Here is a 15,418-nt window from a genome sequence, read left to right as displayed (position 1 = left end):
GATCCTATTAGGATCTGCCGCGTGACGCTCGAGAAGTTCGACACCGGAGCCGCTCACCCGGCCCGCCGATACAACTACTGGCTGGGTGGCAAGGACAACTTCGCGGCCGACCGCGAGTCCGGCGACCTGCTGGCCAAGTCCTACCCCGCGGCGCGCATCGCGGCCCGCGCCAACCGGGCCTTCCTGCAGCGCGCCGTCGGTCACCTGGCGCGTGAGGTGGGCATCCGGCAGTTCCTCGACATCGGCACCGGCCTGCCCACCGCCGACAACACCCACGAGGTGGCACAGCGGATCGCCCCGCAGAGCCGGATCGTCTACGTCGACAACGACCCGATGGTGATGGCCCACGCCCGGGCCCTGCTCACCAGCGCACCCGAGGGTGAGACCCGCTACCTCGAGGAAGACCTGCGTGACCCCGAGCGCATCCTCTCCTCCCTGGAGATCCTCGACCTGACCCAGCCGGTCGGCCTGATCCTGGTCGCGGTCATCCACTTCCTGCCCTCGCAGGAGCAGGCAACCGGCATCGTCCGCACCCTGCTCGACGCGCTGCCCGCCGGCAGCCACCTGGTCATGACGTGCGCCACCACCGACTTCCTCACCCCCGAACTCAAGGCGAACTGGGACGAGTCCCTGCGCACCGGCCGCTCGGACGTGCACCCGCGCGGCCGTGCCGAGTTCGCGCAGTTCTTCACCGGCCTCGAACTGATCGACCCGGGCATCGTGGCGCTGAGCGAGTGGCGCCCCGACCCCGCCGCTGACGAGAACCCCGCACCGGTGGACGCCTCGTTGTTCGGAGCGGTGGCCCGCAAGCCGGTGGGATAAATTGCGCTGCATGCGGTGCCGTCCTGTCGATCCGTCCCGTCGTTGTCATTCCGGCCGCCCCGGGCGATCCGCGACGAGGGCTGGTCGTCGACGACGGCGGGACCTGCTGATCAGGACCTCGGCCAGGATCAGGTTGACGATCCAGCCCAGGGTCTGACCGAGTGGAATCATCGAGACCGCCCGGTCGCCGATGCTGTCCGGGGCGACACGCCCGAACGGCACCTGCGACAACAACAGCAGCGGGACCACGATGCGTGCGGTGACCGCGAGGAACGTCAGCGCATAGTTGCGCATCACCCACTCCCGGTGCTCGAGGAACTGGCGGCGGCGGGCCGACCGGTAGGCGAGGACACCGGTGACGAGCCAGAGCAGGGACGCGAGGGTGAGGCTGACCTGCGTGAGCGGCCGTCCCGACCACAGCGCGACCGGAATGCCGGTCACGCCGAACGCCACCACGCCGACGATCAGATAGGTCCGCCCGATCACCCGGTGCAGCCGGCGCCGGGCGCGGACCCGGTCGACGAACTGCAGTGGGCCGATGATGAGCGCCACCGACGCGGTGATGACGTGTGCGACCAGGGTGTAGTAGTGCACGTCGTCACGAACCGCGATGCGGCTGTCGCCGATGTCGAGACTCAGGTAGGGAACGCTGAGCACCGCGGCCACGGCGACCGCAACGACGAACATCAGCCATGCCGGTTGTCTCTGCATGCGGCCGAGCCTGCCGGATTCGTCGGCGTTCCGCGTCAGCCTATGAACGTAGTTGTCGTACGCAGATTTTCGTACGCGCCCTACGCATCTGAACGGATTCGCCCGCGCCGCCCGAACGTCACGATGGCGGGCATGAATCGAACCACACGTGCCGTGACCGTGTCCGGCCTGGTCCTCGGGGCGGCCGGCAGCAGTGCCGTGGGCGGCCGGAGTCTCGTTTCCCGTCGTGGTGCCACGCGGCGTCGTGAGCCTGTCGTCCGGTGCCTTCTGCCGGGCCAGGCTCTGGACTATGAACGGGTGGTGGTCCCGGGCGCAATGGAGTGCACGGCGGTGTGCGGATGTGCGGTCAGTTGTTCCGAGAGCGCGGCGCTGTGTGCGCACGCGGTGGTCGTGCCGGTGGCGGGTTCGGTATCAGAGGGCGGGGAGGGGCATGGTGACAGCGCCGGGGGTGATGATCCGGGGCGAGGTGGGCCATTCGGGGTTGCCGGCTCGGGGGAGGAAACCGGCGGCACCGGGGCTGGCGCACGGATCTCCTCGCCGGACGCGACCGGCTGATTCATCAGGACGGCCGCGAGCATGGGCGTGGCGCCGGCGAGCACTGCCAGCGCCGGGGGCCATGAGCCTCGGCGAGGTCGCCCTCCACCGGACTGGGGAGGATCCGTTTCGGCCACCGTGTGCTCCCTGACGGACGTCGGTCGGTGCTGTGGGCGTGGCGTGGCGGGGCTGGGCTGGGCTGGGCGATCACCACGGTGGGCGTGCGCGGCGGTCGGCCGGTCGATATGCGCCCGGGTGTGATGGCGGAACACCGAAACGGTCAACGACGAAGGGGATCCGCGGTTACGGGCCGGCGCATTGGCGAACGCGATGGTGGGGCGCCGAAGCCGGATTGCGGGGCCGGCCTACTGGTCACCGCCGGGAATCCGGTTCACCGGAACGTCCCTCCGGTCGATGGGCGAATCGATGGGCGAATCGTGAGAGATGGGCGGTGGGGTGTCCGGGGTGAAGGCCATTGACCTTGGAAAACGGCCCTCGTGACAGGGCAGCGCGCCGGAGTCTGGTGTCGTAGCCTCGGTGCACCGCGCGAAGGAATCGGCATCGGCGCATGTCGGGATGGTCGTGGACGGGGTGGACGGTCGCTTGTGGATCGATGAGCTGAGGAGGGGGAGTGGCGTCCGTGAAGTCGTGGGTCCTTGACCGGCTCGTGCTGGCCGCGCTCCTCGGCGGGTTGCGCCAGCGGTCCTGGTCGGTGCTCATCGTGGCGGCGTTCGCTGTCGTCGCGGCCGCGGGGGCGGCGCCGGGCATGTTCGCGGAGGCTTCCGGGAACGCGGCCTTCCAAGCTCGGCGGGATCAGACTCCGGCGTCGGCACAGCAGAACGACGCGGCGGTGGTGCGGGTGTCGGCGAACGTCGGGCCGCGCAGCCTGGACCAGGTGCCCGTGACGAACGATCTGCGACAGGTGCCGCACCTGACCGAGCCGGATCTCACCGGCGGGTCGATCGGCGCGGAGCTGGTGCGGCCGCAGTTCTGGAGTTCCACGGTCGGTGTGGCCGGGCAGTCCAGGGCGGGCGGCGGGAACGACGCCACGGGATCGGGTGGGACTGACGGTGTCACCGGACGCGGCGGAGCGGAGCGGGCGCGACTGTTCGCGGTCGAGGCGCCCGCGGAAGACCTGGTGGCGGTGGGACCGACCGCGGATGGCCGGCCGCGGGCCGGGGACGACGCGGCGCGGGACGGGTTGTGGCTGCCGCAGCCGGTGGCCGAGTCGCTGGGAGTCCGAGCCGGGGACGAGATCGTCGTCGCTGTGACGCGGGGGACGGACGGCGAGGCGCAGCGGGCGACGGCGACGGTCGACGGCATCTTTGCGGTGGACGCCGGTGGGCGGCTGCCCGCGGATCCGGCGGGCCGGCATCAGTGGGCGTTGCGGCGCAGTGACGTGCCGGGGGACACCGAGTACCGGACCCTGCCGTCGTACCTGCTGGTCGGTGACGTGGCCACGGTGGAGCGGCTGGCCGAGGCGGTCGGTGACCAGCTGTTCTGGTCGGCCGAGTCGGAGCTGGCGCCCGGGGTGACGCTGGCCGAGGCTCGTCGAACCGCGGACCGGGTCGAGGAACTCCGGCGGCGATATGCGACCGACCTGTTCTCCGAGAACGACGATCCGCTCGCGCTGCGGTTCGCCAGTGGCATCCAGCGGATCGCGGACGACGCCACGGGGACCACCGATGCGGTACGGCAGCGGACCCGGCCGGTCGAATGGGCGGCCGTCGCGGTGGGCCTCGCGTCGGTGCTGGCCGTGGCCCTGCTGTCGGCGAGGCGACGGGAGCGGGAACTGCGGCACGCCGTGGCGGTGGGCATGTCCGCGCCTCGGATCGGTGGACTGTGGCTGCTGGAGCACCTGCTCCCGGCGGTTCTGGGCGCGGTGACCGGGTGGCTCGTCGCGTGGCAGCTCGTGGAGCGGCTGGGGCCGCCGGGACGGATCACCGCATCGTTGCAGCCGGCGGCGTTGTCCGGTGGTGGCGCGGTGCTGGCCGGGCTGGCGCTGGTGGCCGGGGTCGGGGCGGTGGCGGCGGCACGGCGGGTACGACCGGCCCCGCCCGCGACCGCTCGGCGCGCGCTGCCGTGGGGAACGATGGTGGTGGCCGTGGCACTGGTCGCGGCCGGCGGCCTGGTGAGCGCGAGTGGCCCGGCCGACGGCACCAGGGGGGTCGATCTGCTCGTACCCCTGCTGGTTCTGTGTTCGGTGGGGGTGATCGGCGGATGGCTGCCGACCAGGCTTGCCCACCGCCGGGCCGGGGCGACGCCGCCGGCGGGTCGGACCCGGGTGGTCTTCTGGCTGACCCGGCGGCGCCTGGGGGCGGGTGGCACCGAACGTCGGCTTGCCGTCCTGGTGGTGACCGCCGGGCTGGGGATGTTGCTGTTCGCGCTGTCGGCGGTGCATGCGACGCGGATGTCGGCTCAGGACCGGGTGGCGGTGGCTGCGGGCGCCGAAGCGGTGGCGACGATCGAGGGCTCGTGGGTGCTCGACGCCGATGCGATTCCGGTGCCCGTGCCGGACCCGGCGGATCCGGCTTCGGTTGCCGAGCCGGTGCCGGGAGTGCGCACGCCGTCGCTGCCGCCGGGCAACACGGTGGTCTGGCTGGCCGACGTCACGACGCCGCTCGACGACTACCAGAAGGATCTCCTGATCGTCGATCCGGCTCGGTTCGGGGAGGTCGCGCTCTGGGGGAACGGCCCGGAACTCGCGGCGGCCCGGGCGGCACTGACGGAACTGGCCGCACGGCCCGCGGCCGATGACGGCAGCCCGCGGGCGATCGTCGTGGCCGATCCGGCTGCGGCGCGGGTTCCGACGGTACGGATGATGGCCGGCCCGCAGATCCAGGACCTGGAGGTGGCGTCGCGGGTCGACGCGTTCCCGGGTATGCGGGGGCGGGCGATGTACGTGGTCGCCGCCGACCCGATGTTCACCCGGCTCGGCGCCGAGGACCCCCGGCTGCGGCCGCGGACCCGGCAACCGCAGGGCATGCTGTTCCTGCGGACCTTCCTGTGGAACTCGTCCGGGCGTGCGGGCGCGCAGGCGATCACCGACGCGCACGGCACCGTCCCGGAACGCATCGACACCGCGGACCAGTTGCGGCAGGACGCGGCCTACGTTGCCACCGGGCGGGCGCGTGGCTACCAGGTGGCGATCGCCGGATACCTGGCGCTGGTGGCGTTGCTGACCTTGGGCATCTATGCGCAGCGTACGGCCGCGGCGCGCCGGCCGGCGGACCTGATGCTCGCCCGGGCCGGGCTCGGGCGGCGCGGAGTCGGACGGGCCCGGGCACTCGAGTTCGTGCTGCTGGCCGCGGTCGCGTTCGCCGCGGCCGTGGCCGGGGTCGCCGCCCTGACGCCCCTGGGCGCGCGGTTGCTGGACGACCAGCCGGGGTTGCTGCCGGCGTACACGCTGGAGATCTCGGCGAACGGCCTGGCTGTCACCGCGATCGTCGCCGTGGTGGCGACGCTGCTGGCGATCGGGCTGACCACGGTGCGGTCGGCGAGTTCCGAGGAGGACGCCTACCGTGACGACTGAGATGCCGTCCGTGATGGTGGGACGTCGTTCGTGGTGACGGAGGTGCCGTCCATGATGGTGGGACGTCGTTCGTGGTGACGGAGGTGCCGTCCATGATGGTGGGGAGGCTGTCGTGACTACGGGGCCGGCGTTACTGGAGGGGCGTGACCTGCTCCAGCTGTATGCCGCGCCCACCGGGCCCACCCAGGCGCTGCGGGGCGTGGACGTGACCGTGTCCGGTGGGCGGATCAGCGCTGTCACCGGACCGTCCGGCAGTGGCAAGTCGACCCTGTTGGCGTTGCTCGCGCTGCGGGAACGGCCGGCCGGCGGTGAACTGCGGCATCGGGGGCGGCTGGTGTCCGCGCTGTCGCGGCGGGAACTGCACCGGCTGCGGCGGACCGAGGTCGGGTGGGTGGCGCAGCGGCCTACGCACAGTCTGTTCCCGCAGCTGGACGCTCGGGGGCAGATCGAGCAGATGGCCCGGTTGCGGGGTGTGAGGTGTGACGTCGCGGCGGTGCTGGACGAGGTCGAGTTGGGGGCGCGGTCCGGTACCCGGCCGGCGCTGATGTCCGGTGGGGAGCAGCAACGGCTGGCGGTGGCTGCGGCCGGTGTCGGGGCGCCCGCGCTGCTGGTGGCCGACGAACCTACGGCGGAGTTGGACGACGAGTCGGCGGCGCTGGTGTTGCGGCTGCTGCGGGCGCGGGCGGCGCAGGGCAGCGCGGTGGTGCTGGCCACCCACGACGCGCGGGCGACGGCCGCGGCGGACACCGTCCTGCGGTTGCGCCACGGGGTGTTGTCGGGGGAGCACAGCGCCGGTCAGCACCAGCGGACCACGGCCGTCGACGGGCTGGGACGGTTGCAGTTGCCGGAGGAGGCGTTGGCACTGTTCCCCGAGGGGCGAGTCGTCGTCACGGTCCAGGACGGACATGTCGAGCTGCATCCCGCGGAGAAGGCGCCGTGATCCGGGTCGAGGGGGTCAGCCATGTGCGGGGGCGGACCAGGGTTCTTCAGGACATCGACCTGGAACTACCTGTCGCGACCCTCGCGGTTCTCGCCGGCCGCTCCGGGTCGGGAAAGTCGACGCTGTGCCATCTGATCGCCGGGGTGATGGCGCCGTCGCAGGGGCGGGTGCTGTTCCGGGGGCGGCCCCTGCGCGGCACACCGCCGTGGGTGGACATCTCCCTGCTGCCGCAACGTCTCGCCCTGGAACCCGACCTCACCGTTGCGGAGAACGTGCTTCTCCCGATCGGCCTGCGGAAGCAGAGAATCGACGATCGGGAGTCCGGGCACCGGGGTGCGGGGTTGCTGGAGCGGCTGGGGCTGGCCGGGATCGCCGGCCGCCGAGTGCGCGAGACGTCGCTGGGGGAGCAGCAGCGTGCCGCACTGGGCCGGGCGCTCGTCCTGGGCCCGGCCGTGGCGGTGCTCGACGAACCCACCGCTCATCAGGACGACGACCACGTGCACCTGGTTCTCGCAGCGCTGGCCGCGGCGGTCGACGACGGCACCCTGGTGGTGGTCGCCAGCCACGACCAGCGGGTGATCGAGACCGCCGGCATGGTGACACGGATGCGGTCCGGACGTATCGACGAGGCCGGTGGCCACGAGAGGAGAGGCGCGGACGATGCCGGTGATCAGAAGGCGTAGCGCACTCGGCAGTACGGCGTACGTTCGCCGATCAGGCCGACGAGGGCCGCTACGTAACCACCTTTCTCCCCCGTCCGGTACCGCACGTTCCACGAACCGTTCTCCGACCGTTTCGGCTGTTGCAGATCGGGACGCCAGATCAACTCCTCGGCTTTCGGATGCCAGCCGAGATTGACCTCGTGCAGGTCCCGGTTGTGGGTCAGGAAGATGACCTCCGCGGCCAGCTGCTCCTTGGCCGCCGCGCCGATGCCCGCGTCGAGCTGGTCCAGCAGTTCGGCCCAGTCCGCCAGCCAGCCGTCCCGGACCACGACCGGGCTGAAGTTGACGTGCACCTCGTATCCCGCGGCCACGAAGTCGTCGATCGCGGCGATCCGGGCGGCGACCGGCGTGGTGCGGATGTCCAGGATCTTCGCGTCGCGGGCCGGCATCAGCGAGAACCGGATCCGGGTGCGTCCCCGCGGGTCCCAGTCCAGCATCTGCGGGTTGACGTGTTTGGTGGCGAACGATGCTTTCGCCGCCGGCATCCAGCGGAACATCTCCACCAGGTCGCGCACGTTGTCGCTGATCAGGGCGTCGACGCTGCAGTCCGAGTTCTCGCCGATGTCGTAGACCCAGGAGTGCGGGTCGCAGGCGTTCGGTGTCGTCTTCACCCCTTGGCGGGCGGCGTGCCGCCGCACGTACCCGCTGATCCGGTCGATGTTCGCGAACACCGTGACCGGGTTGCTGTATCCCTTGTGCCGGGGCACATAGCAGTAGGCACACGCCATCGCGCACCCGTTGGCCGTCGACGGTGCGATGAAGTCGGCGGACCGGCCGTTGGGGCGGGCCGTCAACGTCTTCTTCACGCCGAGGACCAGGGCTTCCCGTTTGATGCGCACCCAGCGGTTCACGTTCGTCTCGTCGCCGTACAGTTCCGGGATCCGCTGGTGGCTCTCCACCTCGACCCGGGTCGCTTCCGGGAACCGGGCCAGGACCTCCTTGCCGCGGGGCAGTTCCGCCGCCGCCGGCTCGACGTAGATGCGGCGGATGTCCAGCAGCTCGGAGGAGGTCATGACCTAACTTACGATTGTCGGCACGGCACGCGCCGAACCGCCACGACCAGTGGCTCAGTCTCCGCCGGGTGATGCCGATGTCAGGGTGTGGCGCGTGTGAAGTCGACCGGTGACCGCGTCGCGAACGCGGCGGTCGCCGGCACCGGCCTGATTCTCGCCGCCTTCCTCGTGTTCTACCTGGGCAGCTGGGGTGACGACGAGACCCGGCAGTACCTCACCGACCTGATCCACGTGCCGATCTCGCTGGTGTTCACGCTGCTCGCGCTGCGGGTCGTCGTGCACGGCGGCCGGACCGTGCAGGCGCGCCGGGCCTGGGTCCTGATCACGGCCGCGTTCTTCTGCCGGTTCGCGTCGCAGGTGTCGTGGTTCGTCGAGGACGCCATGATGCACCGCACCGCCTATCCCGCGTACGCCGACTATTGGATGATCCTCTATGTCCCGCTGATGTTCGTCGGCCTGCTGCTGATGCCCGCGGCCCGGCGGTCGCGGATCGACCGGATCAAGTTGACGCTCGACGCGCTCATCGTGGCGGCCGGCACGTTCATGGTGTTGTGGTACCTGCTGCTCGGGCCGATCTTCGTCAGCCGGAACGTGCCGATCGGGCAGGTCGCCTACTCCGCGGCCCTGCCGATGGGTGATCTGCTGTTGGTGCTGGCCCTGGCGATGCTGTTGATGCGGCGTACCGGCAGCGGTGATCCGGCGATCGTGATGCTCGCCGGGGCGGTGGCGATGTTCGTCATCGCCGATGTCGGTTACGGATATCTGCAGCTGCACGTCGGGTTCGCCGGCGGTTCGTGGCCGGACCTGTTCTGGCTCGGCGGCGGTTTCCTGATGGTGCTGGCCGCGCATCGCACCTACTGGTCGGGCCGGGGCGCCCCGGATCAGAACGGCCGGTCCGCCCGGGTGAACTGGCTGCCCTACGGCGCCATCGCCCTGGCCTACGGCATTCTCGGCTATCTGGCCCGTGAGCAGGGCATGTACCCGCTCGGCGGCATGATCATCGGGGCGATCCTGATGACCGCGCTGGTCATCGCCCGGCAGATGTACGTGCTCCGGGAGAACCAGGATCTCGCGGTCACCGATCCGCTGACCGGCCTGCCCAACCGTGCTCTGATCAACACCCGGATCGCGGCGCTGGCGGCGCAGCCGGCCCGCAGCGGCCGCTGCCACGCGGTGATGCTCATCGATCTGGACAAGTTCAAGCCCATCAACGATGTGTACGGGCACGAAGCCGGTGACGCGGTCCTCGAGGCGGCCGCGGTCACGTTGCGGACCGCGATCCGTGCCGGGGACACGGCCGGCCGTCTCGGCGGTGACGAGTTCGCCGTGATCCTGCGGGATCTGCCGGACCGGGGCGCCGTGGAGCGGGTGGCGCAGCGCCTGGTCGGGGCGTTGCGGACGCCGATCGTCTTCGGCGAGGTGGTGCTCTGCGTGGAGGCGAGCATCGGTGTCGCGATCCACGACGCGCTGCATCCGGTCAGCCCCGACCTGCTGCTGCGGCAGGCGGACCTGGCCATGTACACGGCGAAGCGGTCCGGCCGGTCGCGCTATCAGGTCTACACGCCGGACCTGGATCCGGGCGGGCGGGCCGCCGAGTTGCGCAGCGCCATCGAGAACGGCGACCTGATCGTGCACTACCAGCCGGTGGTGGCGCTGGGCAGCGGCGAGACGACAGCCGTCGAGGCTCTGGTCCGCTGGGAGCATCCGGAGCGGGGACTGCTGCCGCCGGCCGATTTCCTGGACCTGGCCGAGGAGACCGGGGTGATCGTGCCGCTCGGCGAGTGGATGCTGCGCGAGTCCTGCCGGCAGGCCGCCGAGTGGCACGACCGGATTCCGGCGGCGGCGCACCTCGACCTGAGTGTCAACCTGTCGGCGCAGCAGGTGATGCAGGAGGGCCTGCCCGGTGTGGTCGCCGCGATCCTCGACGACACCGGGTTCCCCGCCGAGCGGCTGATCCTGGAGATCACCGAGGGGGTGGTGCTCGACGCCGACGACAAGCTCGTCACCCGGCTCGAGGAACTGCGGGATTCCGGGGTACGCATCGCCGTCGACGATTTCGGCACCGGCTACTCCGCGCTGGGCTGCCTGCGCCGTCTCCCGATCGGCATCCTCAAGATCGACGGGTCGTTGACGGCCGGGCTGCCCGGTGACGCGACGGCGCGACAGCTCGCCGAGGCGGTCATCCGGCTCGGGCAGATCTTCGCGATGGAGGTGGTCGCCGAGGGCATCGAGACGGCCGAGCAGGCGCGCACCCTGCGGGACCTGGGGTGCGAGCGGGGCCAGGGGTTCCACCTGTATCACCCGATGCCGGCGGCGTACGCGGTCGAGGCCCTGGGGGAACACGCGGGACGGCGCTGACGCGTACCCCGCGGGGTGTCAGCGGTCGCGATGCCAGGCGCGACGCGCCTCCGCCTCCGCGACCAGCGCCCGCAGCAGCGGCAGTGCCCTGGTCGCCGCGTCCCGGCCGGCCTGCTCGAATTCGGGGATGCGGGACAATTCCCAGAAGGCGTATTCGTCGACCTCCGGGTTGAGCACCAGGTCGGCGTCCTCCTCGAGGCGGTCGCCGCCACCGGGCTGCAGGGTGCTCACCGCGACCATGATGTGGATCAGCGTGTTCGGCGGGCGGCGCGGCAGCGGGCCGGACACGTCGACGGCGACCACGATGTCCGCGCCCATCTCCCGGGCCAGCGCCGCCGGGACCATGGTGACCAGCCCGCCGTCGACGAGCAGGTGCCCTTCCCGGTCGACCGGCGGGAAGACGCCGGGGATCGCCGCGCTGGCCAGGACCGCGCTGGCCACCGGTCCTTCGCGCATCACGACCTCACGGCCGGTGGTCAGGTCGCAGGCGACCGCGGCGAACGGACGTTCGAGTTCCTCGAAGGTCAGGCTGCTCAACGTGCCGTCCAGGAACACCGCCAGTTTCGACGTCTCGAACAGCGCCTTGCGGGTGAGCCCGGGACGGATCAGCCGCGCCCAGCGCAGCGTCTGCGCCAGTTTGGCGATCTCCGACGGGCTGCGGCCGCTGGCGTAGAGCGCGCCGACCAGGGCACCGGCGCTCGTGCCGGTGATCACCGCGGGTTCCAGGCCGGCCCGGTCGAGCACGTCGAGCACCCCGATGTGGGCGGCGCCGCGCACGGCCCCGCCGCCCAGTGCGAGCCCGATCCGGATCGGCCGTTCCTCCATCACCCCAGGCTAGGCGACGGGAGACGTGTCTTCGCCGGGTGGGGAGGGGCGCAGTGACCGGCGGAGCAGGTCGATCAGGTTCTCGGCGGCCGCCGCGGTGTCGAACGCCGGGTCGGCCAGGTTCTCCGAGACGATGCCGTCCAGGGCGCCGTTCACGATCACCGCGGTGACCGCCGGGTCGACGTCACGCCGGTAGTCGCCCGCGTCGCGGCCCGCGGCGATCAGCGCCGCCACCGACGCCTGCCGGCCGGGGGCGTGCGGGGTGTCCTCGACCTCGGCGTCCTCACTGATCGCCTCGACGATCATGCGGGTGTGCGCCGGGTGGTCGCGAAGGTGACCGACGAGCGACCGGATGTAGGCCTCCAGCGCCGCCGCGCCGGTCCGCGTGCCGATCGCCGCGCCGATGTGCCCGGTCAGGGCCTCGATCACCGAGTCGTAGGCGGCCCGCACCACGGCGTCCTTGGACGGGAAGTGGTACAGCACCGCAGCCTTGGAGATGCCCGCCGCCTCCGCGATCCGGGCCAGCGAGGTTCCGCTGTAGTGATGCCGGGCGATCAGGTCGACGGTCACGCCGATCAGTTGGGCGCGGCGGGCCTGTTCGGTCAGGGTGAGCGCTTTGGCGGGCGTCTTGGCGGGCGTCTTGGCGGGCGTCTTGGCGGGCGTCTTGGCGGGCACCGCACCACCGTACCGATGACCGTGCGGTTGAAGAATCTACCAGCCGGTCAGTATTCTGACCGCATGGTAAGGAAGCTTCTGCTCGGAGCCGCCGCCGCAGTCGTGACCCTGGCGTCGGTCACCGCCTATGCCCTCCGCGACCCGTCCCCGGTCGGCTACTTCACCTCGACCGAAGCCCAGGACCGGTTCCTCGCCGCCTACCGCGCTGCGACGGCCGACCTGCCCACCCCGGACCGCACCCTCGACATCCGCACCGGCTACGGCATCGTGCGCGTCTATCACTTCGCCGGCGCCGGCGGCGATCCGCTGCTCCTGCTCCCCGGCCGGGCCTCCGCCTCACCGGTCTGGGCCGACAACCTGCCGTCCCTGCTGCGCCTGCGCGACGTCTACACCGTCGACCTGCTCGGCGAACCCGGCCTCAGCATCCAGCAGCGCCCCATTCGTACCGATGATGACCATGCGCAATGGCTGCACGAAGTCCTCCAGGCGCTGCCGGAACCACGGATCCACCTGTTCGGCCTGTCGTTCGGCGGGTGGACCGCGATGAACCTGGCCCTGCACCGTCCCGAGAAGGTGGCCGGCCTCATCCTGCTCGACCCGATCCTCACCTTCGCCAACCTGTCAGCCGGTGCCGTGCTGCGATCAATCCCGGTCAGCGTGCGCTGGGCACCCGAGTCCTGGCGGGAGGACTTCGCGAGTTGGACGGCGAACGACGCCCCGGTGGCGGACGTCCCGGTCGCGGACATGATCGAGCAGGGGCTCCAGGCGTACACGATGAAGCTCTCGGCACCCACCCGGCCGGACCCGGACCGCCTGGCCGGGCTGCGCGTGCCCACCCTGGTCCTGATGGCCGGCCGGTCCCGGATGCACGACGCGGACGCGGCAGCGGCGCATGCCACCCGGACGCTGACCGCGGCCACCGTGAAGACCTACCCGCAGGCCTCACACGCGATCAACGGCGAGTACCCGGCGGAGATCGCCGCCGACGTCGCGACCTTCCTCCAGGCGCGGTGAGGCGGTCCCTCTGCGAACCCATTGCCGGGGTACGCCGTGAGCACCGTTCAGACCAGGGCGGTCCCGTACTTCTCCACCGCCAGGTACGGGTTGAGATGCGGGTGGCGACTCGCCACCGCGACGTCCCGCCAGAACCGCTGCACCGGATTGTCCAGGGCGAACCCGCCCGCCCCGTGCAGATCGAGCAGCAGGTCGACCGCGGCCCGGCAGTCGCGCCCCACGGCCGCCTGATCCATGTGCCAGCGCGGCAGATCGGCGGACGGGACCTCGCCGTCGGCGTCCACCGCCGCCGCGATGGCGAACGCGGCCCGTTCGGCCCGCTCGATCAGGTGGGTCGCCTCGGCCAGCCAGTGCCGGGCGCCCGCCGACTCACCCATCGACGCGTACGCGGTCATGAACGGCTTACGCCCCGACGCGAACATCGTGTGCGTGACGTCCAGCGCACCGCGGGCCGCACCGATCACCGGACCGATGACGGTCAGCGCGAACAGCATCACGTCGTCCACGCTGAACGGCCGGAACCCGGTGACGAACCGGGCCGGCACCCGCACGCCGTCGGCCACCAGGGTGTGACTGCCGGTGGCCCGCATGCCGGCCGTCCGCCAGGTCCGGTCGACCGTCAGATCCGCGACCGCGACGTTCGCGAAGTGCGGCACGCCGTCGATCATCAACGCGAGACCCGCCCAGGTGGCGTCCTCACAGCCGGACACGTTCGGCCACGCCCCGGTGATCAGCACGTCGTCGCCGTCGCGGACGCCGGTGCCCCGGTCCGGACGTCCGGACCCGCAGAAGAGGGCGTCCGGATCGGCGAACAACTCCTCCTGCTCCGCGGCACCGGCCAACCTCCGGGCCAGCACCCTCGACACCACGCCGACGCCGGCCACCCAGGAGGCCGACGGATCCGTACGACCGATCTCGATCTGCCGGTCGAGGATCGACCGCGCGGTGGTACCGGGCGCTCCCAGCGCGAAGTCCCCGGCCTTGCGCAGCGCCTCGACCGTCTCCGGCGCGAGCCGGTCCTGCTCGTCGTTAAACATGATCTTCACTCAACCGCGCGGGTGTGCCGGAGACCATGCGCCGGTGGACCGCGGACATACGCGTGTGTGCGCCGCGACTAGATTCCCCCGCGTGGACGTGATCAGCGAGGCGGTCGAGGCACTCCGGATCGGGCGCGCCTACGGTCGGCGGATCGAGACACCCGTCCAGCAGGCCGGACGCTTCGCCGGGTTCGAAGGCGTCGGCTTCCATGTGATCCTTCGCGGTCACGGCTGGCTGATCTCCGAGGAGTTGCCGCCGCTGGCGGTCGGACCGGGCGACATCGCGCTCGCACCGTACGGCGCACCACACGGCTTCGCCACGGAGCCGGTGCCGCTGGCGACCCTGCCGCTCGCGACGATGGGACCGCAGCGCCCGCCGGACGGGCCGGTCGACATGGAGTTCATCTGCGGCGCCTACCGCCTGGACGACGGCGGAACGGTGCACCCCTACCTGCGGTCCCTGCCCGCGGTGGTGACCGTGACACCGGACGGCCGCCTCGCCGCGCTGGTCGAGGTCCTGGCCGCGGAGATGGACACCCCGCGCACCGGCACCGAGGTCACCCGGCCGGCGGTGGTCGACCTGATGCTCATCCACGTGCTGCGCCTCTGGAACGAGCGCGCCCCGGAACCCTCCTGGCCGGCCCTCGCCGACCCGGGGATAGCGGCGGCGCTGCGCTCGATCCACGAGAGCCCGCAGGAGCAGTGGACGGTCGCCGAGCTCAGCCGGGCCGCAGGGCTGTCCCGGACGGCCTTCACCCGCCGGTTCACCACCCTGGTCGGCACCCCGCCGATGACGTACCTGATCAGCCGCCGCCTGACCCGGGGCGCCCAGCTCCTGCGGGAGTCCGACGCGCCGCTGTCCGCGGTGGCGCGCCGGGTGGGGTACGCGTCGGAGTTCGCGTTCGCGGGCGCGTTCCGCCGTGAGTTCGGGATGGCGCCGGGACGCTTCCGGCGGGCTCTGCATGCCCCGGACGGCCGCTGACCCCCCCGATTTGGCGTTGCGGGGTTGAGGCTGTAATGTTTTCCGAGCCGCCAGGGAGACGGGCGAGCGAACGGGACCTGAAGTCGAGGGCTCGGAGCGGCCGTCCTGGGGGAAACCCAAGAAATGGTCACGGTGAATCATCGTGTATTGTTTCGCGGGGCTCGAACGGATTTCTCAGCCGATCGAATTCGCCGGAAACGCGGATTTGACGGGGCGGAAAACGAGAGAGTAAAGTTGAGCGAGTGCCCCGGAC

12 protein-coding genes are annotated in these 15,418 nt (G+C 71.4%); 7 read left to right on the top strand and 5 right to left on the bottom strand.

The annotated features are described in order from the left end of the window. The first annotated feature begins 21 nt into the window (after positions 1-21). Positions 22-822, top strand: a complete 801-nt coding sequence (locus QSK32_RS33795) for an SAM-dependent methyltransferase (RefSeq protein ID WP_045741857.1) — start codon at positions 22-24, stop codon at positions 820-822. A gap of 45 nt (positions 823-867) precedes the next feature. Here QSK32_RS33795 and QSK32_RS33790 read toward each other — a convergent pair whose 3' ends face one another. Further along, entirely contained in the window at positions 868-1,533 is a 666-nt protein-coding gene (locus QSK32_RS33790) for a DUF2306 domain-containing protein (protein ID WP_045741856.1), read from the bottom strand. A gap of 1,174 nt (positions 1,534-2,707) precedes the next feature. Here QSK32_RS33790 and QSK32_RS33785 point away from each other — a divergent pair. The 3 genes from QSK32_RS33785 (at position 2,708) to QSK32_RS33775 (ending at position 7,222) form a co-directional block, all read left to right on the top strand. Further along, positions 2,708-5,599 (top strand): FtsX-like permease family protein, encoded by a 2,892-nt coding sequence (locus QSK32_RS33785; protein ID WP_285474157.1) that lies wholly within the window; start codon positions 2,708-2,710, stop codon positions 5,597-5,599. A 112-nt stretch (positions 5,600-5,711) separates the two neighbouring features. Further along, entirely contained in the window at positions 5,712-6,539 is an 828-nt protein-coding gene (locus tag QSK32_RS33780) for an ATP-binding cassette domain-containing protein (RefSeq protein ID WP_285474156.1), read from the top strand. Continuing rightward, positions 6,536-7,222 (top strand): ATP-binding cassette domain-containing protein, encoded by a 687-nt coding sequence (locus QSK32_RS33775; protein WP_045741854.1) that lies wholly within the window; start codon positions 6,536-6,538, stop codon positions 7,220-7,222. The genes QSK32_RS33780 and QSK32_RS33775 overlap by 4 nt, the downstream gene beginning before the upstream one ends. Here the strand turns inward: QSK32_RS33775 and QSK32_RS33770 are convergent. Beyond that, positions 7,210-8,274, bottom strand: coding sequence for a spore photoproduct lyase family protein (locus QSK32_RS33770; RefSeq protein ID WP_045741853.1), 1,065 nt, complete (start codon positions 8,272-8,274; stop codon positions 7,210-7,212). The two genes, QSK32_RS33775 and QSK32_RS33770, sit on opposite strands and share 13 nt — an antisense overlap. Before the next feature lie 96 nt (positions 8,275-8,370). Here QSK32_RS33770 and QSK32_RS33765 point away from each other — a divergent pair, with 96 nt between their 5' ends. Next, positions 8,371-10,632 carry a putative bifunctional diguanylate cyclase/phosphodiesterase gene (locus QSK32_RS33765; protein WP_285474155.1) on the top strand — a complete coding sequence of 754 codons (2,262 nt, stop codon included), beginning with the start codon at positions 8,371-8,373 and terminating at the stop codon, positions 10,630-10,632. Between the two features lie 18 nt (positions 10,633-10,650). On the opposite strand, the gene QSK32_RS33760 is transcribed toward QSK32_RS33765, so the two are convergent. Continuing rightward, on the bottom strand, positions 10,651-11,457 hold the full coding sequence (locus QSK32_RS33760) for a patatin-like phospholipase family protein (protein ID WP_285474154.1): 807 nt from the start codon (positions 11,455-11,457) through the stop codon (positions 10,651-10,653). Positions 11,458-11,466: 9 nt separating this feature from the next. Continuing rightward, the gene (locus tag QSK32_RS33755) at positions 11,467-12,132 is read right to left on the bottom strand and encodes a TetR/AcrR family transcriptional regulator (protein ID WP_285474153.1); all 666 of its coding nucleotides are present in this window, start codon (positions 12,130-12,132) and stop codon (positions 11,467-11,469) included. A 63-nt stretch (positions 12,133-12,195) separates the two neighbouring features. Between QSK32_RS33755 and QSK32_RS33750 the strand changes: the two genes are divergently transcribed. Continuing rightward, positions 12,196-13,146 carry an alpha/beta fold hydrolase gene (locus tag QSK32_RS33750; protein ID WP_285474152.1) on the top strand — a complete coding sequence of 317 codons (951 nt, stop codon included), beginning with the start codon at positions 12,196-12,198 and terminating at the stop codon, positions 13,144-13,146. Between the two features lie 47 nt (positions 13,147-13,193). Here QSK32_RS33750 and QSK32_RS33745 read toward each other — a convergent pair whose 3' ends face one another. Continuing rightward, positions 13,194-14,183, bottom strand: coding sequence for an acyl-CoA dehydrogenase family protein (locus QSK32_RS33745; protein ID WP_045741850.1), 990 nt, complete (start codon positions 14,181-14,183; stop codon positions 13,194-13,196). 91 nt (positions 14,184-14,274) lie between these two features. On the opposite strand from QSK32_RS33745, the gene QSK32_RS33740 reads away from it, so the two are divergent. Further along, positions 14,275-15,165 (top strand): AraC family transcriptional regulator, encoded by an 891-nt coding sequence (locus QSK32_RS33740; protein WP_045741849.1) that lies wholly within the window; start codon positions 14,275-14,277, stop codon positions 15,163-15,165. The last annotated feature ends 253 nt before the right edge of the window (positions 15,166-15,418 follow it).

It is taken from the genome of Actinoplanes sp. NBRC 101535 (genome assembly GCF_030269225.1).
In the GTDB taxonomy this organism is placed as follows: Bacteria; Actinomycetota; Actinomycetes; order Mycobacteriales; family Micromonosporaceae; genus Actinoplanes; species Actinoplanes rectilineatus.
The sequence above is the reverse complement of the archived record's forward strand: the minus strand, read 5'-3'. Positions and strand labels throughout refer to the sequence as shown.

What these genes read in the sequence shown, in the direction of transcription:
- QSK32_RS33790 (WP_045741856.1), bottom strand. Translation starts at nt 1,533, where the DNA reads ATGCAGAGACAACCGGCATGGCTGATGTTCGTCGTTGCGGTCGCCGTG.
- QSK32_RS33745 (WP_045741850.1), bottom strand. Translation starts at nt 14,183, where the DNA reads ATGTTTAACGACGAGCAGGACCGGCTCGCGCCGGAGACGGTCGAGGCG.
- QSK32_RS33750 (WP_285474152.1), top strand. Translation starts at nt 12,196, where the DNA reads ATGGTAAGGAAGCTTCTGCTCGGAGCCGCCGCCGCAGTCGTGACCCTG.
- QSK32_RS33760 (WP_285474154.1), bottom strand. Translation starts at nt 11,457, where the DNA reads ATGGAGGAACGGCCGATCCGGATCGGGCTCGCACTGGGCGGCGGGGCC.
- QSK32_RS33770 (WP_045741853.1), bottom strand. Translation starts at nt 8,274, where the DNA reads ATGACCTCCTCCGAGCTGCTGGACATCCGCCGCATCTACGTCGAGCCG.